At 60.5% G+C, this 23693-nt stretch carries 21 protein-coding genes; 12 read left to right on the top strand and 9 right to left on the bottom strand.

Translation table 11 applies throughout. The annotated features are described in order from the left end of the window. Positions 1–5 precede the first annotated feature (5 nt). Positions 6–971 carry a choline/ethanolamine kinase family protein gene (locus HEP89_RS15125; RefSeq protein ID WP_168692403.1) on the bottom strand — a complete coding sequence of 322 codons (966 nt, stop codon included), beginning with the start codon at positions 969–971 and terminating at the stop codon, positions 6–8. Between HEP89_RS15125 and HEP89_RS15120 the strand changes: the two genes are divergently transcribed. The 3 genes from HEP89_RS15120 (at position 970) to HEP89_RS15110 (ending at position 4832) form a co-directional block, all read left to right on the top strand. Then, positions 970–1269 carry a SelT/SelW/SelH family protein gene (locus tag HEP89_RS15120; protein WP_168692402.1) on the top strand — a complete coding sequence of 100 codons (300 nt, stop codon included), beginning with the start codon at positions 970–972 and terminating at the stop codon, positions 1267–1269. The genes HEP89_RS15125 and HEP89_RS15120 overlap by 2 nt on opposite strands. Positions 1270–1411: 142 nt before the next feature. Beyond that, a complete protein-coding gene (locus tag HEP89_RS15115) occupies positions 1412–2122 on the top strand; it encodes a transporter substrate-binding domain-containing protein (RefSeq protein ID WP_168692401.1) in 711 nt (236 codons plus the stop codon). A 187-nt stretch (positions 2123–2309) separates the two neighbouring features. Further along, the gene (locus tag HEP89_RS15110) at positions 2310–4832 is read left to right on the top strand and encodes a HAMP domain-containing methyl-accepting chemotaxis protein (RefSeq protein ID WP_168692400.1); all 2523 of its coding nucleotides are present in this window, start codon (positions 2310–2312) and stop codon (positions 4830–4832) included. 154 nt (positions 4833–4986) lie between these two features. On the opposite strand, the gene HEP89_RS15105 is transcribed toward HEP89_RS15110, so the two are convergent. Further along, positions 4987–5367 carry a carboxymuconolactone decarboxylase family protein gene (locus HEP89_RS15105; RefSeq protein ID WP_062487764.1) on the bottom strand — a complete coding sequence of 127 codons (381 nt, stop codon included), beginning with the start codon at positions 5365–5367 and terminating at the stop codon, positions 4987–4989. Then, positions 5321–5797: a MerR family transcriptional regulator gene (locus HEP89_RS15100; protein WP_168692399.1), complete on the bottom strand. Its 477-nt coding sequence runs from the start codon at positions 5795–5797 to the stop codon at positions 5321–5323. The genes HEP89_RS15105 and HEP89_RS15100 overlap by 47 nt, the downstream gene beginning before the upstream one ends. A gap of 249 nt (positions 5798–6046) precedes the next feature. Here HEP89_RS15100 and HEP89_RS15095 point away from each other — a divergent pair, with 249 nt between their 5' ends. From HEP89_RS15095 to HEP89_RS15085, 3 genes are all read left to right on the top strand, one after another. Continuing rightward, a complete protein-coding gene (locus tag HEP89_RS15095; protein ID WP_168692398.1) occupies positions 6047–6637 on the top strand; it encodes a TetR/AcrR family transcriptional regulator in 591 nt (196 codons plus the stop codon). 91 nt (positions 6638–6728) lie between these two features. Continuing rightward, on the top strand, positions 6729–7289 hold the full coding sequence (locus HEP89_RS15090; RefSeq protein ID WP_168692397.1) for a carboxymuconolactone decarboxylase family protein: 561 nt from the start codon (positions 6729–6731) through the stop codon (positions 7287–7289). 98 nt (positions 7290–7387) lie between these two features. After that, positions 7388–8695: an SRPBCC family protein gene (locus tag HEP89_RS15085; protein WP_168692396.1), complete on the top strand. Its 1308-nt coding sequence runs from the start codon at positions 7388–7390 to the stop codon at positions 8693–8695. A gap of 132 nt (positions 8696–8827) precedes the next feature. Here HEP89_RS15085 and HEP89_RS15080 read toward each other — a convergent pair whose 3' ends face one another. Beyond that, entirely contained in the window at positions 8828–10402 is a 1575-nt protein-coding gene (locus HEP89_RS15080; RefSeq protein ID WP_035909848.1) for an ABC transporter substrate-binding protein, read from the bottom strand. Between the two features lie 214 nt (positions 10403–10616). Here HEP89_RS15080 and betC point away from each other — a divergent pair, with 214 nt between their 5' ends. Beyond that, positions 10617–12134 carry a choline-sulfatase gene (gene betC / locus HEP89_RS15075; protein WP_077292176.1) on the top strand — a complete coding sequence of 506 codons (1518 nt, stop codon included), beginning with the start codon at positions 10617–10619 and terminating at the stop codon, positions 12132–12134. Positions 12135–12543: 409 nt separating this feature from the next. Beyond that, entirely contained in the window at positions 12544–12912 is a 369-nt protein-coding gene (locus HEP89_RS15070; RefSeq protein ID WP_197923222.1) for a mannan-binding lectin, read from the top strand. A 33-nt stretch (positions 12913–12945) separates the two neighbouring features. Here HEP89_RS15070 and HEP89_RS15065 read toward each other — a convergent pair whose 3' ends face one another. Beyond that, a complete protein-coding gene (locus HEP89_RS15065; protein ID WP_077292175.1) occupies positions 12946–13302 on the bottom strand; it encodes a hypothetical protein in 357 nt (118 codons plus the stop codon). A gap of 494 nt (positions 13303–13796) precedes the next feature. Here HEP89_RS15065 and HEP89_RS15060 point away from each other — a divergent pair, with 494 nt between their 5' ends. From HEP89_RS15060 to uvrB, 3 genes are all read left to right on the top strand, one after another. Beyond that, on the top strand, positions 13797–14060 hold the full coding sequence (locus HEP89_RS15060) for a hypothetical protein (protein ID WP_168684768.1): 264 nt from the start codon (positions 13797–13799) through the stop codon (positions 14058–14060). Positions 14061–14193: 133 nt separating this feature from the next. Beyond that, the gene (locus HEP89_RS15055) at positions 14194–14466 is read left to right on the top strand and encodes a DUF1344 domain-containing protein (RefSeq protein ID WP_077292174.1); all 273 of its coding nucleotides are present in this window, start codon (positions 14194–14196) and stop codon (positions 14464–14466) included. 285 nt (positions 14467–14751) lie between these two features. Continuing rightward, a complete protein-coding gene (gene uvrB, locus HEP89_RS15050; RefSeq protein ID WP_168692394.1) occupies positions 14752–17682 on the top strand; it encodes an excinuclease ABC subunit UvrB in 2931 nt (976 codons plus the stop codon). Between the two features lie 1063 nt (positions 17683–18745). Here uvrB and HEP89_RS15045 read toward each other — a convergent pair. From HEP89_RS15045 to HEP89_RS15035, 3 genes are all read right to left on the bottom strand, one after another. Continuing rightward, positions 18746–19033 (bottom strand): GIY-YIG nuclease family protein, encoded by a 288-nt coding sequence (locus HEP89_RS15045; RefSeq protein WP_077292173.1) that lies wholly within the window; start codon positions 19031–19033, stop codon positions 18746–18748. A 338-nt stretch (positions 19034–19371) separates the two neighbouring features. Next, entirely contained in the window at positions 19372–19545 is a 174-nt protein-coding gene (locus tag HEP89_RS15040) for a hypothetical protein (protein ID WP_022997999.1), read from the bottom strand. Positions 19546–19807: 262 nt separating this feature from the next. Beyond that, a complete protein-coding gene (locus tag HEP89_RS15035) occupies positions 19808–21715 on the bottom strand; it encodes an OmpA family protein (RefSeq protein WP_156912448.1) in 1908 nt (635 codons plus the stop codon). A 236-nt stretch (positions 21716–21951) separates the two neighbouring features. On the opposite strand from HEP89_RS15035, the gene HEP89_RS15030 reads away from it, so the two are divergent. Continuing rightward, positions 21952–23157 (top strand): DUF1176 domain-containing protein, encoded by a 1206-nt coding sequence (locus tag HEP89_RS15030; RefSeq protein WP_077292171.1) that lies wholly within the window; start codon positions 21952–21954, stop codon positions 23155–23157. A 121-nt stretch (positions 23158–23278) separates the two neighbouring features. Here HEP89_RS15030 and HEP89_RS15025 read toward each other — a convergent pair whose 3' ends face one another. After that, positions 23279–23653, bottom strand: coding sequence for a hypothetical protein (locus HEP89_RS15025; protein WP_077292170.1), 375 nt, complete (start codon positions 23651–23653; stop codon positions 23279–23281). Between the last annotated feature and the right edge of the window lie 40 nt (positions 23654–23693).

Genomic DNA, 23693 nt, shown 5'->3' with positions numbered 1-23693 from the left:
GGCGCTCAGGAAAGACGGGCCAGTTGCCGGAGCGCCCGGCCCCGCCGCTGCCGTGCAAAGGGAAGAAACACCTCCTCGTCTCGCCCCGCCGCCACCTGCTCCAGCGCCCAGAGGGCCGACACGGCATCGCATTTGGCTTTCATGACACCAAGACGATCGGTCTCGGGCACCGCAGCGCCCGTTGCTGCATAGGCTTGCAGGAACACCTGTTCCTCATCCGCACTCATCTCGTGCTCCAGAACGGCGTAGGCAAGATCCCAGGCGGGATCCGACATGCCTGAGAATTCCCAGTCAATCAGCCAGAGCTGGTCGGATGACATGAGGCAGTTGCCGGGGGATGGATCGCCATGGCTCGGAACAAGCATCCGGCCAGCACCACCAGCGGTGCCGGCACCGATCGGCTGCAACACTATTTCCAGCCCGGTCATTTCCTCCCGGCACCGAACTGCGTCCCGAAGACCTTGCCACTGCGCCTGAAGCACGCTGTCCGGATCGAGCAGCCCTTCGAAGGTCACACCGGACCCATGCAATTGCCCCAATGCCTCGCCGAGTGCACGGGCCAGGCTGTACGACGGCTGCTCCGAAAGATCGGCAGGGCTGCCGGTGACCTCGACGGCGCGGGTCACCAGAATGCCGGCCTCCGCATCACAAAATACCGGTGGCACGGCAATTCCAGTCGCAGCGGCGAGCATCAGGTTTCTTGCCTCTGCCTTCCTGTCGATGTTGCCTGCCGCTTCCAGACGGGGAAGCCGCAGGAAGAACGTGCCCTTCTCAGCCTCCAGCCTGAACACGCGGTTTGTCAGCCCAGGCTGGGGCCGGGCTGACAGGGGAGAGCCACAAACACGATGCAGGTCCTGATGCCGTTCAAAGGCCTCCAGGATGTCCGGCAAAATGGTGTCTGGCGCGTCAGAGGAAAGCTGTGGCACAAGCAGGAACAATCGAGCGAAACAGAGGAGCTGGCCGGACGCCATGACGAACGTCCCATCGCCCCATATCATCATCACGTACTGCCGCCAATGCAATTGGCTGTTGCGCTCCGCATGGATGGCGCAGGAAATCCTGTCCACCTTCTCGGAAGAAGCCGGCGCTGTCACCCTTGTTCCGGGCACCGGAGGCATTTTCACAATCATCTGCGACGGTCAACTTGTCTGGGACCGCAAGACAGATGGAGGCTTTCCGGAGGCCAAGGTGCTGAAACAGCGGCTTCGTGACCTGCTTTGGCCGGAGAAGGACCTCGGCCACAGCGACCGCCAGGACAGGAAAGACTAGGCCGGACGCGCTCAAGTGAATTGACTTCTTGAAGTCGCGAATATGTATACTGTGGCATCCGAAGCGCAGCTTTCGGCAAGAAACTTCGAGACAGGACGCATGAACCGGAGCCTTCATGCACATCAGGTTATCACTGTTATTTATGACACTACTATCGCTTGCCGGAGCAAGCACCAGTTCTGCAGTGGAAACCAGCGAACCTGAAATCGTCATCTATACCGAGGACTACAAACCGCTCTATTTCCCTGGTGAAGACGGGAAAATCTCGGGAACTGTCACCCAACTTGTACAAGATCTCGCCGATGAGGCCGGCATAACGGTCGAGATGCACATGCGGCCGTTCAAACGCGGGCTGAACGCGGTGGAGAGCAACGCCAACCATTGTTTCATGGCCCTGTGGCGCACTCAGGAACGCGAACCGAATTTCACCTGGGTCGGACCTTTGGAAATCGACGGATACGGCCTTTTTGCCTTGAAGGGCAGTTCCATAGAACTTTCGACAGTGGAAGACAGTTTCGGCTATTCGACCGGAGCCGTCGGCGGCTGGACCAGCACCAATGAACTTCAGGACGCCGGCCATCCCCATCTTGTGCTGGTGGACGAAGATGGGCTCAATGCGAACATGCTGCGGTCAGGTCACACCAAGCTCTGGCTGGGCGGCCTGATTTCGGCTCCCTATGTTGCGGCACAGGAAGGGGTGGAGATCAAGAAACTGCTGACCCTGCAGACCGTCGAACTTGCCCTGGCCTGCAACTCACATATCGACCAGTCCGTAACCGACCGACTGCAGTCAGCCTTGAACGCGCGTCTTCAGAAAACGCCACAAAACAACCCCAAGCGATTGACGCAATAGACAATTTATCTCTGCTGCCGAGCAACCACCTCGAAAAGTTGCATAACTTCAGAAAACTACTTTCCAAAGTCTTACCTGCATAACAAGCACACAAAAGATCGCCCATAATTAATGCAACTCTCTTTTGGGTCTTCTTAAAACTTTCAATTCAAAATGCTTTCGGCAAGACAACGTCCGGAGCTCAAGAATGAAGTTCGTGAACCTTCCTTTCAGGAAGACTGCAACCGAGCCCTCAGCAACAAAGCATGAGCGGGCCGGACAACCGGCACGGCAGCGCCCCTTTTTCGACTGGCCGATCAAGACCCAGCTGCAGATCGGCTTCGGCGCCATGCTGTTGTGCGCCATCGGGGTCGGTGCGGGGGGCTTGTTCGCAAGCTCTGAGGTCAAGAACTCGGTTACGGTGGCGAAGACCGCCAACGAACTTCTGGGGAGCGTCCCCCGGTTGTTGTCCCACGCCCAGACATTCAGTCGCGATGGCAGCAGCCAGACGGCGGAAGCGGTTGCCGCAGACATTGACTTGATTTCGCAGGAAAGTCTCGCCCTGTCTGAAAGCCAACCCCAGACGGCAACGCAGTTCGCGAGCATCGTCGGCGACCTGGAGACCGGCTTTGCGACGCTGCGCGACACACGGCAAAGCCGTGACACAGCGGCTGCGAACCTCGACACCCTCACCTCCGAACTGGTTGCAACCACCAACAAGGCCTTCGAGGAATACAAGGCCCTTGCCGCCTACAGATCCGCCCTTGCCATCACCAACGAAGGCAAGATGACCAACCTGTCCAACGTCAGCCCCCGGCTCAGCAACATGCGCATCACCACTGTGGTGCTGGCGCAGGAAGCCGAAACCTTTGCGGCAACACCAGACAAGACCCTGGCAAAGAAACTGGCGGACCGGGTGGATGCCCTCGACAAGGACGCGAAGGCGGTTCGCCGCACGGTGAAGACAGACACGATCAAGGACAGCGTCAAGGACCTCACCAAAAGCTCCAAGTCCTTTGAGAAGCTTCTGAAAGCGCACCTGAAGTCCCCGGAAGAGGGCGCCTGGAAAAACAAACTGGAACCGGCCATCCTTGAACTGATCACCCTTGCCGACACGATCATCAAGGCCGCCGAAGCACCGATTGACGACCTGACGAAGGAACTGCGGGACTTCGACAAGGCGAGCGCCGATATCGCTCTTCTGTCGAACTACACTCAGAGTGTGGCGCGTAGCGTGCTCGGCATCCGCAGCGCGTATTCAGACTATCTGAACACATCCTCGCAAAACGCCGCTGATACATTCCAGCTCTATCTGGGCGATGCCCGGACGGAACTTGGCAATCTGGACACGGTGCGAACCTCAGCCGGCAAGAACACGTCTGACAAGGCTCTGAATGATCTTCTCAATGGTCCACTCAAGGCGCTTGTTACCGCCGGTGGCGATGCCTTGCCGAAACTGGAAGCTACCTTTGCCGAAGTCGTCACTTCGACAGCGGCACTGCGCGCAAGCGAACAATCCTTTGCCGCCGCCGCCTCCTCCCTGACGGATCAGGCAGAAATCATCAGCGCCAATTCCGGTGCGACCGCGCTGGCAAGCGCCGTCGGCGCTCAAACGCAGATCACCATTACGCTTGCCCTGGCACTGCTTCTGGGCATCGCCTTCGTCGTATTGCTCTCCACTGCCATCATCCGCCCGATCCGGGGCCTGACCGGCGCGATGCTCAAACTGAGGGACGGCGATACGGCTCTCGATCTTCCGGCTGCAAACCGCAAGGATGAAATCGGTCACATGGCTCAGGCCGTCGCAACCTTCCGTGACCGGGAAATCGAGCGGATGCGGCTGGAAGAAGAAACCCTTGCAAGCCAGGAAGGTGTCCGCCAGCGCCAGGCCACCGTCGATGCGCTTGTGGCCTCGTTCCGTCAGGATATCGAGCAGGCACTCGCCACGGTGACCGGCAACATGCATCAGCTCGACAACACGGCCGAGCAGCTTTCCGAGATTGCCCGCACGACGACGGGCAAGTCCGAAGACGTCAGCACCGCCTCCAGCCAGGCCAGCCAGAACGTCCAGACCATCGCCGCCGCCACGGAGGAACTCAGCGCCTCCGTTCAGGAGGTCGGTCGGCAGGTCAACGACACCCTCGTGCGCGTTGAGGAAGTTGCAGGGGCAACCCGCACTTCCAACGACCAGATCAAGGGCCTGTCGGCGGCTGCCGAACGCATTGGTGCCGTTGTCCAGCTCATCCAGGAAATTGCCGAGCAGACCAACTTGCTCGCGCTCAATGCGACCATCGAAGCCGCACGCGCCGGCGAAGCCGGGCGGGGGTTTGCCGTGGTTGCCTCGGAAGTCAAGTCACTCGCCGGTCAGACGGCCAAGGCAACAGAGGAAATTTCCAGCCAGGTGTCCGAAATCCAGCAGGCCACCAACGGCGCCGTCGACGCGATCAGCGCGATCATGGAAATGATGGAGTCCGTCAACGAGACCGCAGCCGCCATGGCAAGCTCCGTCGAACAGCAGGCCGGGGCCACCGCGGAAATCTCCACCGGTGTCTCCCAGGCCGCAGGCCAGACCGCAAGCGTATCGGAAAATATCGGCGATCTCTCCCGAGGCTCCAGCGAAACCAGTCTGTCGGCCCGTGAAGTGGAAGAAATCACCGGTGCAGCCACCCGGCAACTTGCCGAAGTCACCACACGGATCGACCGGTTCCTGCAGGATGTCGCCGCAGCCTGAGTTGGGGGCTCTGCAGAAGTTGGATACCGGCGTCACCGGTATCCAATCGCCTTGCACCTGACTGTCTTTAGTCATCCCGGACGCAGCGCAGCGAAGATCCGGGATGACCACGGCGGGTTTTATCTTGGCAGCAACGCTGTGTGCTTACATCCCATTACGCTGCATCCTGCGCCTCAAACACCTCCCGGGCCGCGTTGAGGCCGTTGATCGCTGCCGGCAGGCCGCCGTAGACAGCCATCTGCCAGATCGCCTCGACGACTTCCTTCCGGTCCGCACCGGCGGCAAGCGTGTGTTCAATGTTGATCTTGAGTTGCGGAGCCGTCTGCCCGCCAAGTACGGTCAGGGCCGCGATGGTGCACAACTGGCGTGTTTTCAGGTCGAGGCCCTCCCGGGCATAGTGCCGGCCGTAAGCCCATTCGATCAGGCTTTCGGAAAATCCGGGCAGAAGATCGTCGTATCGATCACTGAGAATGGCTTCCAGGTCGGGGTTAAGTTTCTGCGTCAGCGCGCGGCCGCGTTCCAGGGCGGTGCTCATGTTTCGGAGCTTCCTTGCTTGGCGGCGCGCCGTGTTCGGTCCGGGCGCAGCTTTCGAAGGCCGGATCAACGGTCTCACCCGCTTCCATCCTTCTGTAGCGATCAATCTTATCGTCCAGGACGTCCAGCATCTCGGTGAGCCGGGCAATATCGCCGACAACCTTTCCCCTGTGTGCTTCCAGCAGCTTCCGGCGCTCCGTCAACGAAGCTTCGCCCTTTGTACGCAGGTCCGCATAACGCAGCCGGTCCTTGATGCCCATACCGGTCGATTTCAGCCGGTCCAGGAAGTCGATCCACCTGAGGATCGTTGCATCGTAGACCCGCCGCCCACCACCGTCCCGCAGGGGACGCGGCAGAAGGCCGATCTTTTCGTAGTAGCGCAGGGTGTCGGTCGAAAGTCCCGATTTCTCGGCTAGGTCGCCAATCCGCATGTCAGTCTCCGAACGGAACGATTTCTCTCAGGTACCGGTTGGAGTGCACTCCAGGTCAAGCGTCTTTTTCAACTAAATCAAATCTGGCGACACGGAGCTGCATTGCTGACAGGGGTCAATCTCGTTCCGGTTCGGCCGTTTTCGAGGCATCCAGACCTGAAGACGGCAAGACCCCACCTCGCGACGTCGTGAACTTGGGGTGAGCGTCAATCAATTGACTGATCGGTCAGTTGGAAATATCAATTCCACATGACCACGACACGCGACATTCTCATCGACACGGCCACCGAGCTCTTTCTGGGACGCAACTTCGGTGCCGTCGGCACCACGGAACTCTGCAAGAGCGCCGGGGTGAACAAGGGAACGTTGTACCATTACTTCCCTTCGAAGTCGGATCTTCTGGCTGCAGCGATCGAGCGATATGCCACGTCTTTCGGACAAGCTTTCCGCGACATTGCCGACAGTGACGCAGCACCGGAAGACAAGCTCCGCCAGCTCTTCGACGTTCCCGCCCGGGCAAACCGGGACTGGAAAGCCCGATACGGCTTTGCACAAGGATGCCTTGTCGGAAACATGAGCCTTGAACTCGGGGCCGTCGATACCCCTGTACGCGAGGCCATCAAACATGCACTGACGACGTGGAAAGCCCCGGTGCGCGATATCCTGCACCAGCTCATCGAGACCGGTTCACTCGCCAGGATCGATTGCGACAAGGGAGCGGATGTCGTCATCGGCCTCATTCAGGGTGGGCTTCTGCTGGCCAAGGCGCAGAACGACCCATCGCACATCACCCTTCTTGCCCCCGGCGCCCTCTCTCATCTGAACAGCCTTAAACCCTAACCGCCGCCAGTTGCGGCAAACACCGGACGTCCGAGCACGTTTAAACATGACTTGACTGGTCGGTCAGTTGACAGACGAAAGGAAACGACAAATGCCAAACATGCTTCAAATCGAACCCAACCAGGCAACAGGAGCCACGAAGGAGGCGTTTGATGAGGCCAAGCGGCAATTCGGCGGCGTCATCAATCTCTTCAAGGTCACGGGCAATGCCCCAAATGTGCTGAAGGGTTTCCTTGCGCTCAATGCCGGCGTCAACGACGGCATAGAACTGACGGGCAAGGAGGTCGAACAGGTCGCCATGCTCGTTTCCGCACTCAATCGCTGCGACTATTGTGTCAACGTTCACATGAAAGTGGGCCAGATGCAGGGCGGCAGCGAAACCGAGATGCTGTCGGCAATGGAAGGCCGCGCGGAGGATGCGCGGACGCAGGCCCTGCTCGACTACGCAAATGAAGTCGTCCGCAACCGCGGCCAGGTGACCGCCCAGACGCTTGATGCAGTCCGGCAGGCCGGTTTTTCCGACAAGGCCCTTCTGGAAACCATCGGGATCATCGGGATCTACACCCTGATCCAGTATGTGCGGCACGTGGCGGACCCGGAGCATGATTTCCCGCAGGTTACGCAATACGACGCTCAGCAGATGGGCGCCTGAACAAACGGCCCGGTCGCGTCAGCCCGATGACGCGACCAAACCCGACCAATGAACAGCCGCCACTTCACGATTGCCCAAACTTGAACGGGAGGAAGACGATGATCGACGTTCACCGAAAAAAAGACCTGCCGGTCCATCCGGACCTGGTCCGACAGCTTGCAGGTGGTTTTGACCAGATCGGTGCATGGCATCCGGCCGTTTCGGACTGCAAGACGAGCGAAACACCTTCCGGAACGGTGCGCCACCTGACACTGCCGGACGGCGCGATACTCCAGGAAGCTCGGACCGACGACGGAACGGTTCCCGGAACCTACAGCTACCGCATCCTCTCTGGCCCCCTTCCCGTGCGTGACTACACGTCGACTTTCCGGATCCTTGCGACCGGCAACGGCTGCGAGGTGGAATGGTCGGGAAGGTTCGGTGCTGAAGGCGCTTCAGAAGAGGAGGCACGTTCCGTGGTTGCCGGCATTTATGAAACGGGACTTCAGGCACTGGCGGCGATGGTTGCCGGACAGTCCGGCAAGACCCTACAACGCCGCAAGCCCTCCCCCTTGCCACAGGTGACCACGGTTCCGGAGATCCGTGCCGACGAAGCGCTGCGCGCTGTCTACGAAGACACCAAGGCCGTGCTGCAAGTGCCATGGATGGGCGTGGTGACGATGGCCTTTGCACAATATCCGAACTTCTACGCCGCCTTGTGGGGTGGACTGCGAGACCTTGCCGGAAGGAGGGAATTCGTTGCAGCCTGCGCGGAGCTGAGATCATGCGCAGAGCAGGAAGTTGCCGCCTTTTCGGTTCCGGAAATTACAAGGGATTTGCGCAAACGCGGGTATGCGGATCAGGAACTCGAGCGGATAAGAGACGAGATCGAGGTCTTCTCCCACGGCAACATGCCCTATCTCCTGATCGCGACAGCTGCCCGGCTTCTGATCGAGAACCATGACCTTGGTGAAAACAGCACCATTTCACCCTACGACAGCGAACACGGGCCGCGGCGACTGGGAGCACCGGTGCTCATGGAAATGCACCACGTCGACAGCCAGACACGAGATGTCTACGACGACATCATGCGTACGCTCGGCCTGCCGTTCGTGAACACCGACTATCGTGCCCTTGCCCGCTGGCCGAGCTACTTTCGCCTCGCGTGGAATGCACTGCGTCCTCAGATCGAAACCACCGACTATGACAAGGCCTGCGAACGCGTTCACGACTGCGCGGTCAACCTTGCCCGTAGGCTGCCCAACCCTGGCGGACTGACACCGGAAATCCTGCAAGCGGCGATTGCCCGGGACACCAACGCGCAGCCGGTTGGCGATGTGGTGCGGCTGTTTCAATGGTTGCTGCCGGGCCTGATCGTCAACGTCGAGGCCTTTCGCCAACAATTGATTTCGGAAAAGTCCAATTGAAAAAAAGCGGCCGGCGGGACTTGCCCGGCCGGCCGTTGGAAAGGCCCCAAACAGGAGCGCTTTGAAGGTCGATCCGGCGAGGCGGTTTCTACCGCCTTCGCCTTAACGGCTACAGGTGCCGTCTTGGTTCTGTTAAGCGAACCACCAGCGTTCGACGGCGCGGAAACCGTCCAGGGTCCAGTTGGCGGCAACCTTTTCCGGATGCTGGACCTTTTCGTTGTGCGCCATGACATAGCTGGCGAACATCGGAATAATCACACCACCGTCGGTGCGCACCAGGTTCTGCATTTCGCGGTACATATCGGCACGCTTGGTTTCATCAAGCTCGGAACGTGCCGTCTTCAGCAACTGGTTGAAGCGCTCGTTCTCCCAGTAGGTATCGTTCCAGGGAGCGCCTGACGCATAGGCCACGGAGAACATCCAGTCTTCCGTCGGACGTCCGCCCCAGTAGACCGCGCAGAACGGCTTTTTCATCCACACATCGGACCAGTAACCGTCATTCGGCTCGCGCGTCGGCTTGATGTTGATGCCGGCCTTGCTCGCGCTGTTTGAATAAAGCACGGCCGCATCGACGGCACCGCCAAAGGCCGCATCAGCTGCTGAAAGGCTGACGTCGAGGGAATCGAGACCGGCCTGCTTCAGGTAGTATTTCGACTTGTCGGGATCGTAGGTGGTCTGCTCCAGGTCGTCCGCGAAGAAGCGGTTTGACGGGCTGATCGGATGATCGTTCCCAACAGCCCCGTAGCCGAACAGGATCTTGTCGACCAGTTCCTGGCGATCGACAGCATATTTCAGCGCCATACGTACATTGTTGTCGCTAAAGGGCGCCGTGCGCGTATCCATCGCAAACGTGTAGTGCTGCGTGCCCGTGGTCGACAGGATCGTGACGTTCGGCGACCGTTTGAACAGGCCGACGGTCTTCAGGTCCACCTGATCGATGACATCGACATTGCCGGTCAGGAGTGCTGACTGACGCGCTGCCGGGTCAACGATGGTCAGCAGCTTGACATCGTCGAAATGCGCCCGGTCGGTCTTCCAGTAGTTCTCGTTCCTGGTCAGCTCGGCAATGACACCCGGCTGGTAGTTGGTGACCTTGTAGGGACCGCAACCGTCGCTGCTGGTCGGATCGATCTTGCCATCGGAGGATTTCATGATCGGCAAGTGATAGTCGCTGACCACGAACGGGAAGTCGGCATTGCCCGCTTCCAGCGTGAACACGACACTGTCGCCGTCGACGCTGATGTCCTTGATGGGGTCGACGAAAGGCTTCGCCGCCGAGGTGCTGTTTTCGCCGCGGTGATAGTTGATCGAGGCCACCACGTCTTCCGGCTTGACCGTGCCGCCGCTGTGATACTCGATCCCCGGGCGGATCTTGAAGGTCCAGACCGTGGCATCGGGAGACGGCTCCCAGCTTTCCGCCACTTCGCCCACCAGGGTACCATCTGCGGTGATCTCGATGAGGTAGCCATGACGGGATGTGGCGAACACCTGCACGAAGACATTGTCCCAGGTGCCCGGATCATAGTTTTCACTGGTGTTGCCGGCGGCGATGCCAACCCTGAACGTACCGCCCTTCTTGGGTTGCGCGGCTGCCGGACCGATAGCGAACTGACCGGCAACAGCCGCTCCGCCGATCGCTGCCGCACCTTGCAGGATGCTGCGCCGGGAGACCCCGGACTGCAGGATGTGCTTGTTAAGATTTCCCATTTTCATGTCCCCTCTTTTTGATGTCCTCATTATGGAAATGACGCCGCGTGAACGTGTCCGCGCGAAAGAAATCTGCCCTGAACGTCCTTGATCCGGACAGAATTGCCAGCCACCAAGACGCCTGTTTTTCATACTATGCCGTTTTTGATTGATCGCTCAATTAAAAAAAAGCTAACACTTGCGGCAAGGTCCTCACCCGCGGCGGAGAAGCAGCATGGGAAAGCGCAAGAACATCCTGATCCTGATGGTCGACCAGTTGAACGGAACCTTGTTTCCGGACGGCCCGGCGGAGTTTCTGCACGCACCGAACCTGAAGAAACTTGCCGCTCGTTCGATTCGCTACGAGAACACCTACACCGCTTCGCCGCTGTGTGCGCCCGCACGCGCAAGCTTCATGTCCGGCCAGCTGCCACGCCGTACGGGCGTCTACGACAATGCCGCCGAATTCGCCTCCGACATCCCGACCTATGCCCATCATCTGCGCCGCGCCGGTTACACCACCTGCCTGTCCGGCAAGATGCATTTCGTCGGTCCGGATCAGATGCACGGCTTTGAGGAACGACTGACCACCGACATCTACCCTGCCGATTTTGGCTGGACGCCCGACTACCGCAAGCCGGGCGAGCGTATCGATTGGTGGTACCACAACATGGGGTCAGTCACGGGCGCCGGAATTGCCGAGATTTCCAACCAGATGGAATATGACGACGATGTCGCCTTCCAGGCCGTGCGCAAGATCCACGACTACGGCCGCGGCAAATACGACCGCCCGTTCTGCCTGACGGTCAGCTTCACCCACCCGCACGATCCGTATGTCGCCCGCCAGAAGTACTGGGACCTCTACGAGGACTGCGAGCACCTGCTGCCGCAGGTTCCGGCGATGGACTACGACGACCACGACCCCCATGCAAAGCGCATCTTCGATGCCAACGACTGGCGCAACTTCAACATCACCGAAGAAGACATCCGCCGCTCGCGACAGGCCTATTTCGCCAACATCACCTATCTGGACGACAAGATCGGCGAAATCCTGCACGCGCTCGACGCGATGGACCTGACCGAGGACACCACCGTCCTGTTCGTCTCCGACCATGGCGACATGCTGGGCGAGCGTGGCCTGTGGTTCAAGATGAACTTCTTCGAAGGCTCGGCCCGCGTGCCCCTGATGGTTGCCGACGCGGATCTCGCGCCGAAGCACATTTCCGATCCGGTCAGCACGCTCGACGTTCTGCCGACCGTCTGCGACCTCGCCGGCATCGACATGAGCGAGATCATGCCCTGGACGGACGGCACTAGCCTGGTTCCGCTGGCAAAAGGCGAAGCCCGTACCGCACCGGTGCTGATGGAATATGCCGCCGAAGCCTCCTACGCTCCGCTGGTCGGCATCCGGGAGGGCGACTGGAAATACATCCATTGTGAACTCGACCCGCCGCTGCTCTTCAACGTGACGGACGACCCGCACGAACTGACCAACCTCGCCGCCGACCCGGCCCATGCCGCGACCGCCGTGCGTTTTGCCGAAATCGCAGGGAAACAATGGGACATGGCCGCTTTCGACGCCGAAGTGCGCCAGTCCCAGGCCCGCCGCTGGATCGTCTACGAAGCTCTGCGCAACGGCGCCTATTTCCCCTGGGACTACCAGCCCCTGCAAAAAGCCTCCGAACGCTACATGCGCAACCACATGGACCTGAACATCGTGGAAGAAAGCCAGAGGTATCCGCGGGGAGAGTGAACCCGCTTTCTTCCTGGACCGGCTCGCTTACCCTTGTCATCCCCGCGAAGGCGGGGATCCAGTAATCCTCTGACCTCTTGTGTTTACACTTACCGGCTCCAAGGACTACTGGATCCCGGTCCTGGCTGCGCCAAACCGGGATGACAATGCTGAGCGAGACAACCCCGTACGCCTTTAAGCCCAATGGCCCACCACGCTCTGCTTGTCATCCCCGCGAAGGCGGGGATCCAGTAAGCCTCTGACCTCAAAATTTTCCAGAGACCGCCCCACGGACACCGCGATCCCCGATCGTGGCCCTGCCGAAGCAGGGCCACACCGTGCGAGAAACCCGTTCACACAGAACTTCCCGGTCGACACACGGCGAGAGGTAATGGAAGCTCTGGCGGATCGATTGTCTACGGAGGTCCCGATGCGATTGCCGAAGCTGCTCACAGCGCTCTTCTTCCTGCTCATTTCACTTCCCGCCAGCGCACAGACCTACAACGTCGAGGCCGGGCCGATCTGGAACAATGGTGACGCGCAGGCGAAGTGTCCGCGTGTCTGCGGCGGGCTGGGAGCGCGCTGGAATGGGCAGTGGCATACGACGGTACAGGGGCAGATGTCGGTCTGTGCTTGCGAGAAGGCCAGCCCCGGACGTGAAATTCAGGCCGGGCCGATCTGGAACAACGCCGATGCGCAGGGCAAATGCCCCGGCATCTGCTTTGGCAACGGTCTCAGCTGGAGCGGCCAGTGGCGTACCACCGTGCAGGGACGCATGTCCGTTTGCGACTGCCGCTAGCCCGCCCGTGGGGTGGGCGGACGCGACCGGGTGTTACTTCGTGCAGCCGTTGACATCGGCAGCGCAGTAGAACCCTTCCGAGGAATTGCCGCAGCAATAAAGGAAACCGGGCGAGTCGCAGTAATACTCCGATGAACCGCAACGGCCGGCAACCTGCATCAACGGACCCTTGTCCGTCGATGACCCCGGCAGCTCCACTGCGCCGGACAGGCGCGGCGACATGTTGGGCATCGGCGGCACTTCAAGCCCGCCCTCCAGGCTTGCAAGGACAACTTTCGCTGCTGTCAGATCCGGCTGATGGGTCAGGTCCAGCGGATCGGCCCCTGCCGGGGTTACCGCGTAAAACATGCCGGTCATCAGCGTGATTTCAACAATAGTTCTCAGTCTCATCTTTCGCCTCCTCCGCGCAAGATGCAGCTTGTCTGCTTGTGATCTGATGGAGCCGATTATAGCACGAGACTGAAACCCCGAATATTCAGCAAACTACGCAGCACGCAAAAGATTTACAAAGAGAAACAACAGCCTCACGTGGGCACATCACCCATTGCAGGTGTATTTTCCGGCGCGTGTACCTGGGCCTCCAACGCGCCCAAACGTGGCGAAAATCCCGCCGAAAAGGCGCTCTAAACCCTGCCGGAAACCTGGTCAGACAATATTTTTTGCACCCCCGATTTCGAACAAATTTCCGCCGCAATCCAAGCGCTGAATCCACGTCAGCAGGGTCAAGCGCGTCCCGCGTAAGCCACTCACCAGGCAGTGCTTTTGGACTTCCCAAGGCATGAGATGGATAGAGAACCCAAGCCGTCATGACATTGGCAACAAGCCGTCATGGCCGCGAAACCACTGCACCTTCAAACATCTCTGTCCTTGAAAGGATATCTGCAATGGCCATTCGCGGCTTTGTCCTTGGTGCTGCCTTCCTTGCTGCCGGCCTGGCGCCCGCAACTGCCGACAGCGTGACCGCTTCCGTAGAGACCTGGAACCCGGCAACTCGTACGCTTGTTCTGAGCGACAAGACACAGTTCCAGACAATTTCCAGCTCCGTCGCTGTGCCGGACACCCTGGCTGCGGGAAAGACCGTCACCATTCACTACAATGGCTCGGAAAACGGCGTCGACTCGATCCTCTCCATAGAGGTTCAGCCCTAAGCCAGCGTCATGCCACTGCGCCACGAAACTGCCTCGGACTGACGGAGGCTGACGGTGCGCCGCCTTCATTTTCCAGGATCCGCGAAGCCCCCGAGACCGGTTCCTGACGCCCCTTTTGCACAAGGAGACGTGAATGCCAAAATGGCTCATCGCGATTGCGACGGCGCCGTTGTTGCTGACTTTGCCCCCGCACAGCCTTCGGTCCGCGCTCGCAGATGAAATCGCAGGTACGATCCTGTCCATCGATCCCTTCGAAGGCCTGTTTTCCCTAGAAGACGGGTCCAGGTTTCTTCTGACCGATACGCTCATTTCGCAAGATCTGATGATCGGATCGGAAGTCCTGATCACCTTCACGACAACAGTGTCCGGCGACCGCCTGGTGACCGCACTCCAGGTCGTGAACTGAACTGCCCGGCATCTCGCCCTGTCATTCTCACCTTCCGGACAGGGCGAGATGCCGGCCCAATACTGGCCAAGGCCCCATCAAACGGCCAATGTCCAACTTTTCCATCGGCCCGCACCACCTGCCCTTCGCGGGCCGATTTTTTTCTGATCTTCATCCACTGACCTCCGTCTGTCGGCGGACTTCCTGACAGCCTTATGTCAGGAGACTGACAGGAAGTGGCAAAAAGCGGAACAAACCCGCAACCACCCCCTTTCCTCACGCGTGCAACCGGACCATATTGCGGTCATGAGCAAGCGCCCGACCAAATCCTCCTCCGACGAAACGACTTCTGCTGACGGCTTCGGCGAAACGCCCCAGAAGTCACTTTCGGGAACGCCCCTGTCCGGATCGATCAGTGATTGGGCAGCGGAAATATCTCAGGAAGCAGACAAGCCGGAGCCCAGGAAGGCAGCCCTCCGGAGTGCTGGTGAGGGAAAAGAGGATCGGAACGACGGTGCACCGTCACGGAAGTCCGGCCGCAAGGCCGGTGCCACCGTAAGTGCGAAAAAGGAAAAGCCGACCAAGTCGTCGCGCGGCACCTCCATCGGCAAGGCAGACAGCGCCCGCGAACGCGCGGCAGGCGGTCTTAACCCGGTGGCCGGTCTCGACATGTCGCTGGAAGAGGCCGAAAACCTCGAAAAGCAGCTCAAGCAGCACCAGAAAGACAACAAGAAGAAGAACAAGGAAAGCAAGTACGGTGAACTGACCGGCAACCAGGGTGCCACGGCGACCGTCGAAGCGCTGTCCGCGCTGATCGAAAGCGGCAACCCCCTGCACAAGAACGGCGAGCTCTGGGTGCCGCACCGGCCGGAGCGCCCGGAAAAGTCCGAAGGCGGGGTGCCGATAGTCCTGAAGTCCGCCTATGAGCCCAAGGGCGACCAGCCGACCGCCATTGCCGACCTGGTGGAAGGCATGGAAAACGGCGACCAGACGCAGGTTCTGCTCGGTGTCACCGGCTCGGGCAAGACCTACACCATGGCGCAGGTGATTTCCCGCACCCAGCGCCCGGCGTTGATCCTGGCGCCCAACAAGACGCTGGCGGCCCAGCTCTACGGCGAATTCAAGTCGTTCTTCCCGGACAACGCGGTCGAGTATTTCGTTTCCTACTACGACTACTACCAGCCGGAAGCCTATGTGCCGCGCACGGACACCTATATCGAGAAGGAAAGCTCGATCAACGAGCAGATCGACCGGATGCGCCACTCCGCTACCCGCTCGCTGCTGGAGCGCGACGACGTCATCATCGTCGCCTCGGTGTCCTGTATCTACGGTATCGGCTCGGTCGAAACCTACACCGCCATGACCTTTGCCATCGAGGTTGGCGAGCGCATGGACCAGCGCCAGCTGATCGCCGATCTTGTGGCCCTTCAATACAAGCGCAACGATGCCGCTTTCCAGCGCGGCACCTTCCGGGTGCGCGGCGACACCATCGAGCTGTTCCCGGCCCACTACGAGGACACCGCCTGGCGCATTTCCATGTTCGGCGACGAGATCGAGTCGATCACCGAGTTCGATCCGCTCACGGGACAGAAGTCGGGCGAGCTGAAAAGCGTCAAGATCTACGCCAACTCGCACTACGTCACGCCCAAGCCGACACTCAACCAGGCAATCAAGTCGATCAAGGACGAACTCAAGCACCGGCTTGAGGAGCTGAACCAGCACGGTCGCCTGCTGGAGGCTCAGCGGCTGGAACAGCGCACCATGTTCGATCTGGAAATGCTGGAAGCCACCGGCTCCTGCGCCGGCATCGAGAACTATTCGCGCTATCTCACCGGCCGCAAGCCGGGCGAGCCGCCCCCCACCCTGTTCGAATATCTGCCGGACAACGCCATCGTCTTCGCCGACGAGAGCCACGTCACCATTCCGCAGATCGGCGCCATGTACCGGGGCGACTTCCGCCGCAAGGCGACGCTGGCCGAATACGGCTTCCGCCTGCCGTCCTGCATGGACAACCGTCCGCTGCGCTTCGAGGAATGGAACGCCATGCGGCCGCAGTCCATCGCGGTGTCGGCAACTCCCGGCTCCTGGGAGATGGACCAGTCCGGCGGTGTCTTTGCCGAGCAGGTCATTCGCCCGACCGGGCTGATCGATCCGCCGGTGGAAATCCGCCCGGCTACCAGCCAGGTCGACGACCTTCTGGGCGAAGTGCGCGAGGTGGCCCAGAAAGGCTACCGTACGCTGGTGACCACGCTCACCAAGCGCATGGCCGAGGATCTGACGGAATATCTGCACGAGAACGGCGTGCGCGTGCGCTACATGCACTCCGACATCGACACGCTGGAACGCATCGAGATCCTGCGCGACCTGCGCCTCGGCGCTTTCGATGTGCTGGTCGGCATCAACCTGCTGCGCGAAGGCCTCGACATTCCCGAATGCGCGCTGGTCGCGATCCTGGATGCGGACAAGGAAGGTTTCCTGCGCTCCGAAACATCGCTGATCCAGACCATCGGCCGCGCGGCGCGTAACGTCGACGGCAAGGTCATCCTCTACGCCGACAACATGACCGGCTCCATGGAACGGGCGATCGCCGAAACCAACCGGCGCCGCGAAAAGCAGCTCGCCTACAACGAGGAAAACGGCATCACCCCGGAAAGCGTCCGCCGCTCCATCGGCGACATTCTGGAAAGCGTCTACGAGCAGGACCACGTCACCATCGACGCCGGCTTCGCCGAGGAAGGCAACCTCGTCGGCCACAACCTCAAGGCCCATATCGAGGATCTGGAAAAGCAGATGCGCGATGCCGCAGCCGATCTCGACTTCGAGACGGCCGCCCGCCTGCGCGACGAGATCAAGCGCCTGCAGGCAACCGAACTCGCCGTCGCCGACGACGCCATGGCCCGCCAGTCCGACGTCGACGGCAAGACCGGCGGCTACAAGGGCGACCGCAAGTTCGGCGCCGGCGGCACCAAGGAAGGCGCGAGCGGCAAGAAGAAACAGACCGCCCGCGACAAGGCGCAGGCCGCCAAGGACCGGAACGCCCTGCCCACCCCCAGCGCCAAAGTGCGCAAGAACACCCTCGACGAAATGACCGTCGGCCGCACGGAAGTCCCCCTCGGCTCGTCAGACCCGGTCAAACCGCTGGTGCGGGCAAAGATCGGTGCGGGGTCCTACGAAGACCCGGCAGAGGAGAAGCGCAACCGCGGACGACCGAAGAAAAGCGGGCGTCCGGGACGGTAAAGAAATCCCCCCGCTGGAGGGTATTCAAAGGCTCCACGGACCGGGATGACGAGGCTTGGATTGATCGCATCGCCCTGCTTTGTCGTCATCCCATGGCTTAACCATGGGATCCATTCCCTGACGGAGCCCAACACAGAAGCTTCGATTGTCGAATAGACACGGCATGGATTGCAGGGTCGAGCCCTGCAATGACGGTGGAAGCCTGAAGCTGCGAGGCGACCGCAGCCTCTCCTCCTCACAGTCATTCCGGACAAGCGCAGCAAAGCTGCGCGACGTTCCGGAACCCTAAACATCAGTGCGAGCGTAGCTCGCTCCTTAGTCCCCTCTCCATGGGAAATGAGCGCGCCTGTGGCGCAGATTATGTCTGGATCCCGGATCTGCGTTCGGCGTTGCCTCACTTGTCCGGGAGGACGGGTGGGTGGAGCTAGGGACAGGTGTCTTTGACAATAAGCTCGGCGGCGAGACCAGCCCTACGACGCTAACGCCTCCTGTTCGTGATGCCTTGGCGAACTGGCAAACCTCTCATCCCCAACGTCATTCCGGACAAGTGCAGCGAAGCTGCGCGCCGATCCGGAACCCAGCACGTCAGTGCGAGCGTAGCTCGCTCCTTAGTCCTCCCTACCTAGAAGTTGAGCGCCTCCGGCGCAGATAATGTCTGGATCCCGGATCTGCGTTCGGCGTTGCCGCACTTGTCCGGGAGGACGGGTGGGTGGGGCTGAGGCTCCGGGTATCCAGGAAAACCGAGGGGTCTGCGTGGCGCTTTACAAAAGCGCCGACGACGATAGGTCCAGCTCGTCAGACCTTGCGAAACCAGCAGATCTCTCCTCCCCACAGTCATTCCGGACAAGCGCAGCGAAGCTGCGCGACGATCCGGAACCCAGCGCATGAGCGCGAGCGCAGCTCGCTCCTTAGTCACCTTCTCCATGGGAAATGAGCGCGCCTCTGGCGCAGACGATGTCTGGATCCCGGATCAGCGTTCGGCGTTGCCGCACTTGTCCGGGAGGACGGGTGAGTGGGTTGAGGCTGCGGGTATCCAGGAAAACCGAGGGGTCTGGGTGGCGCTTTACAAGAGCGCCGACGACGATAGGTCCAGCCATTCCGGATTGCTGCGTTCGATGAGGTCAATCTTCCAGCTGCGCCGCCATTTCTTCAGCTGTTTTTCCCGAAGGATTGCCTCATCCATCCGTTCAAACCGTTCTGCATGAACGAGCCTGGTAACCCCGTAGGTCTTGGAGAAGCCGTCGATCAGGCCGTTCTGGTGCTCGTAGAGGCGGCGCGAAAGGTTGGAAGTCACACCGATATAGAGCGTGCCGTTGCGGTTCGAGGCGAGAATGTAGACGGCAGCGGGCATGGTGCGACTATTCCGTGCATCGCCAAGCCTTTCAAGAATTAAGGACATGCCTGCGGCATGAAATATGTCTGGGTTCCGGATCTGCGCGCAGCTGCGCTACGCTTGTCCGGAATGACGAGTGGGGATGAGAGGCACCCCCTGTTTCCTTAGGCCTCTGGAGCCCTAAGGCTGAGGCGGTCGGCGGGCGGGCTTTACCAACGGCTTTATCGTCAGGGTTACCATTCCCAGGCCACACCCACCGTCATTCCGGACAAGTGCAGCAAGGCTGCACGCTGATCCGGAATCCAGCGCGTCAGCGCGAGCGTAGCTCGCTCATCTTCTTACGAGATCTGAGCCGCTCAGATGCCCTTGAACAGCACGCCGGCGGCCAGCACGGCCCAGGAACCGATCAGCAGGTGGACGGTGGACACGCCGATGCTCGGGACGGCGACGCCCAGCATGGGGAGCACCGCGACAACGAAAAGGGCCAGAGAAATCAGGAAAACGATAATGGAAGGGGGTGTCAGTCGCATGAAGACCTTCGAAAATGGTTCTGTCGTATGTGCCGCTCGCCTACGGAGGGTCGGCCGGGCGGATCGTATCAATCCCGGACCACCCGGAGAATTCCGGCGCGGACCGATCTGTGCGGCCACATGAGCCGGGCCATCAGGAATTGTCAATGTCAGTTATGGCAGGGATGATGCCTTCCCACATCTGACGAGGCTTTCCTGTCCCGAGCCCGGTTCGTGGCAGGAAACGCGGCGCCAATAAACTTGGCGCCGCGCCGCTATCCTGTTACCTGCGCGCGCTCAAAAGCGGCGTGATGTTGCGGATCGTCACGCGGCGATTGCGCTCTTCAGCGCCTTGCGTATCGACCTTCAGATAGTCCTCGCCATAGCCCTGAACGACCATGTTCTCCGGCGACACGCCATAAATGTCCGCCAGAATACGGGCGACGGTTTCAGCACGGCGGTCGGAAAGCGCGAGGTTGGAAACATCCGAGCCGACAGCGTCCGTGTGACCTTCGATCAACAGCACCGTTGTCGGGTCCTGATCGATCAGGGCTTGGGATGCGCGGGCGATGTCCTCAAGTTGCGGAACCTGGCTCTGGCGCACCACGGCACTGCCGGTGTCGAAGGTGATCGTGTCGAGATCCACCCGGCGCACCTTGTCGCGCAGGCGTTCGTTTTCACGAATGTCGCGCAGGGAATAGGCCTGTTCCACCTGTTCCACCGGCGGCGCGGTGAAGGTCTGGTAGATCTCGTCATAGTTCGCTCGGCCCGCCGGCACGATGTAACGATCGCGCGGGATGCCGACTTCCAGCGGCGGCAGTTCGCGGTCGTAGTTACGGCGGCGGTGGTTGAATTCGCGATTGTCGATCAGCACGTATTCGCGGCCATCCGGCAGAAGGCGCGAGCGGTAAAGCACATAGCCGCCCTCGTCACGGATGGTGATGATCTTCACGCCGTTGGTGCGAGTGACGGTTTCGCGCGTGCGGCCGCCACGCAGGCGTTCGGCATGGAATTCATCATCGCCATAGCGCAGCAGGCTGCTTTCGTCCTTGCGCACGAAATATTCGCCATCCCGCTCGACGATGATACGGTCACCCTGATCCTCGACCACCTTGCCGCCAAGGGCCGGGATCAGCATGCCGACGCCGACACCAACAGCCGCGGCACCAAGCAGTTCCAGCCTGCGGTCGCGGGCTTCATCACGGCGGCGTTCTTCCTTCGCCTTGATTTCGGCGCGCTGCGCTTCCGTAGCGTCGTCCGAGACGACGGCCGCCGGTTCTTCCGCCGGTGCGGCCGCCTGGGCCGCGATCGGCTCACCCGGCTCTTCGGTCACGGTTTCATCTGCCGCGGTGGCTTCGACCGGGGCGACAGCAGGTGCGATCTCTTCAGAAGTCTGCGGCTGTTCCGCTGTTTTCTGATCGGCACCAGCTTCATCGGTAGCGGTTTCTTCCGCAGCCGGCTCTGCTGGGGCGGTTTCCTCGGCACTCTTCTCGGTGCTCTCCTGCGCAGTGGGTTCCTCCGCCGCAGGCGCTTCAGTCGAAACGGCATCCGCCGGCTGTTCTTCCACCTGCGGTTCAGCGCTTTCCGCGGCATCAGTCGGTTGCTCTTCCACCGGCTGTTCGGATGCCGGTTCGGCCGCGGTCTCTTCCGCGGGCGCAGCTTCTTCGACAGGCGCTTCCGGCTTTGCCTCCGGCGCGGTCGTTTCTTCCGCGGTCAGGGGTTTTTCCACCGGCGCGGTTTCTTCAACCGGCGCGGCGGGTTTCTCGGCGGGAGCTGCCTCTTCCACGGGGGCTGTCGGTTTCGCCTCAGGCTGCGCATCTTCCGTCGCGACGGGCTCAGTAGCGGCAGGCGCCGGCTCTTCCGCCTGGGTTTCCTGAGCAGCTTCGGGGGCAGTTTCTTCCACCGCACCTTCTTCAGGTGCCGGCTCGGCAGGGGCTTCTTCAGCCGGAGCTTCCACGGCAGGAGCTTCCGTAGCAGGTGCTTCTGCGGCGGGGGCTTCTTCGGCAGGCGCGTCAGTGGCTGGCGCTTCTTCCGCAGGTGCGGCTTCCTGGTTCTTGCAGGCTTCCTGATCCGGATTGGCCGCACAATCGACAGTCGTCTCCTGAGCACGTGGCAGGCCCGGCTGCAGCGGCAAGCCGATCGCCAGGACAAGCGCCATGGCCGTTGAATTTCGAAGCAATCTCGACGTCATTCTTTTCATCCTCTCGCCCCCCAACGAACTTTCCCGAACCGATCACGGCCTGGAACACTCGAAGGAAAACAAGTGACCGGAGCTTTTGTTCCAACGTCATTTTGGCGGATGCGGTTGTGCCCTCGCGTCACCTCGACTTTCCGTACATCCGTCTTTCGCCCGATTGACTTGCGGTCGCACAGGGTCATGGTGGGTTGGGGGCCGGCGACCAGCCGGCATTGTCAGAGGGGGCTGACATGACAAAACAAATACTTGCATTTTCATCGCTCGCGCTGGTCCTTGCCGGGCCAGCGGCAGCCGAACTCGCGAGAACCGAATTCGGCGACTGGTCGCTACGTTGCAACGAGAAGACCTACTGCATTGCCGAAACCGAAGGCACCGGTTCCAATGACGAAGCGTTCAGGCTGAAGGTGGAACGCAGCGCCAAGGCAGACGCGCAGGTTTTTGTAACCCTGAGGCCGAAAACGCCGCTCGAAACCGGCATGCGCGCCCGGATCGAAATCGAAGGCGACGAGGACAATGTCGGTTTCTTCGGCAAGGCAGCAAAGGTCTACACCGGCAATGAGATGACCTTCGGTGGTGACGCCGACCGGGACCTGATCGAAAACCTGCGCCTCGGCCAGGACGCTGCGATCCAGATCGAATTTGGCGGTAGCACAGGCACGATCACCTACGAAGTCTCGCTCGTCGGCATCACCCATGCACTCCTGAAAATGGATGAAGTGCAGGGTCGCATCGGCCGGCAGGACGCCATCGTGGCCTGGGGAGGTTTGCCTTCTGCCAAAGCCACCGGCATTGCCGCAGCCGCCGCTTCATCCCCGTCACCGGCACAGCCTGCTCCCGCCCCGTCTCCGGCACCAGCCGAAACGGTTGCCGAGGCACCCGTCGACGATCTGCCGCCACCGATCATGCCCTCTCAGGAGACCAGCAACAGCGGCGTCAACCGCGGCGGGATTGGTCAGGTCTATACGGTCAGCGAGCTTCCGGACGAGATCCAGATGATGGGCTACCGCACGCTGGGGTGTCAGCTTGCGGAAACGGTGCCCGCCTTCGGCGCGCAATACTACGCGGAAGGCGACGTGGAGACCTGGGTTGTTCCCTGTCAGATGGCCGACCTCAACGTTCCTTACTACATGGCGATGCATGTTCCGTTCGATCCGTCGCTGGACGAGTGGAAGGAGTTCGAGACCCCCCCCGGCTTCAACCAGCCCAACCATGCCCTGGTCAACAACCTGTTCTACGACCCGGGCAGCGGCCAGGTGACGGGCACCACCTACCACTCGCCCAACTACGACTGCGGCACCTTCGAGCGCCACGAGGTAGAAGCTGAAAGCGGCAACTACACCCTGATGGAATATCTCGAAAAGACCGACTGCGACGGCATCACCGGCCCGCCCGAGGGCTGGCCCCTGAGCTGGACGATCGACGAGATGGGGGACTAGAGCCTTCGCGGGAGGGGCTGAAAGGAACCTTTGCCCCAAAACACCACCATCATTTCGGACAAGCGAGGTGCAAGCCGAGAGCCGATCTGGAATGGCGGTCGATTGATGCTTTAGGGCGGACCTATTGCTTCTCCGGAAACAGCCCATGAAAGACTGCACACTGGATCATCAGGACGCCGTTCATGGTCTGGGCATTCATGTCGACGACGATTTCCGCATAGGCCGAGTGCGATCCCATGATGGTTTCAAGCTGGAGCTTGCATTCTTCAATGTCGCCGTCGGTCTCGATCGCCAGATCGGTTGTTTCCCCACTGCCGATGTCGAGCTTCAGGGACAGGACAAGCGGGTCTTCATCGACATGGTTTCCTTCAGCAACGGCCAGAATATCGCTGCCCGCAATCCTGTAGGTGTGAAACACCTGATAGGCACTGGCAGGGAGATACGAAAAGAAAAAGAGAGCAAGACCCAACAGGAATGTCTTTTGGAAAATACGCATATCTGTCTCCGCGGAAACTTTCAGAAATCCCCGGCATTTC

Source organism: Labrenzia sp. 5N (assembly GCF_012395805.1).
Taxonomy (GTDB): Bacteria; Pseudomonadota; Alphaproteobacteria; order Rhizobiales; family Stappiaceae; genus Roseibium; species Roseibium algicola.
This window is presented reverse-complemented; position numbering and strand designations above follow the sequence as displayed.

Coding starts and splice junctions, on each gene's coding strand:
- HEP89_RS15100 (WP_168692399.1), bottom strand. CDS start 5,797: ATGCGGATTGGCGACCTAGCCGAGAAATCGGGACTTTCGACCGACACC.
- HEP89_RS15120 (WP_168692402.1), top strand. CDS start 970: ATGACGAACGTCCCATCGCCCCATATCATCATCACGTACTGCCGCCAA.
- HEP89_RS15115 (WP_168692401.1), top strand. CDS start 1,412: ATGACACTACTATCGCTTGCCGGAGCAAGCACCAGTTCTGCAGTGGAA.
- HEP89_RS15110 (WP_168692400.1), top strand. CDS start 2,310: ATGAAGTTCGTGAACCTTCCTTTCAGGAAGACTGCAACCGAGCCCTCA.
- HEP89_RS15055 (WP_077292174.1), top strand. CDS start 14,194: ATGCCAAAATGGCTCATCGCGATTGCGACGGCGCCGTTGTTGCTGACT.
- HEP89_RS15040 (WP_022997999.1), bottom strand. CDS start 19,545: ATGCGACTGACACCCCCTTCCATTATCGTTTTCCTGATTTCTCTGGCC.
- HEP89_RS15045 (WP_077292173.1), bottom strand. CDS start 19,033: ATGCCCGCTGCCGTCTACATTCTCGCCTCGAACCGCAACGGCACGCTC.
- HEP89_RS15105 (WP_062487764.1), bottom strand. CDS start 5,367: ATGAGCACCGCCCTGGAACGCGGCCGCGCGCTGACGCAGAAACTTAAC.
- HEP89_RS15065 (WP_077292175.1), bottom strand. CDS start 13,302: ATGAGACTGAGAACTATTGTTGAAATCACGCTGATGACCGGCATGTTT.
- uvrB (WP_168692394.1), top strand. CDS start 14,752: ATGAGCAAGCGCCCGACCAAATCCTCCTCCGACGAAACGACTTCTGCT.
- HEP89_RS15090 (WP_168692397.1), top strand. CDS start 6,729: ATGCCAAACATGCTTCAAATCGAACCCAACCAGGCAACAGGAGCCACG.
- HEP89_RS15035 (WP_156912448.1), bottom strand. CDS start 21,715: ATGACGTCGAGATTGCTTCGAAATTCAACGGCCATGGCGCTTGTCCTG.
- HEP89_RS15085 (WP_168692396.1), top strand. CDS start 7,388: ATGATCGACGTTCACCGAAAAAAAGACCTGCCGGTCCATCCGGACCTG.
- HEP89_RS15070 (WP_197923222.1), top strand. CDS start 12,544: ATGCGATTGCCGAAGCTGCTCACAGCGCTCTTCTTCCTGCTCATTTCA.
- betC (WP_077292176.1), top strand. CDS start 10,617: ATGGGAAAGCGCAAGAACATCCTGATCCTGATGGTCGACCAGTTGAAC.
- HEP89_RS15030 (WP_077292171.1), top strand. CDS start 21,952: ATGACAAAACAAATACTTGCATTTTCATCGCTCGCGCTGGTCCTTGCC.
- HEP89_RS15025 (WP_077292170.1), bottom strand. CDS start 23,653: ATGCGTATTTTCCAAAAGACATTCCTGTTGGGTCTTGCTCTCTTTTTC.
- HEP89_RS15060 (WP_168684768.1), top strand. CDS start 13,797: ATGGCCATTCGCGGCTTTGTCCTTGGTGCTGCCTTCCTTGCTGCCGGC.
- HEP89_RS15080 (WP_035909848.1), bottom strand. CDS start 10,402: ATGGGAAATCTTAACAAGCACATCCTGCAGTCCGGGGTCTCCCGGCGC.
- HEP89_RS15125 (WP_168692403.1), bottom strand. CDS start 971: ATGGCGTCCGGCCAGCTCCTCTGTTTCGCTCGATTGTTCCTGCTTGTG.
- HEP89_RS15095 (WP_168692398.1), top strand. CDS start 6,047: ATGACCACGACACGCGACATTCTCATCGACACGGCCACCGAGCTCTTT.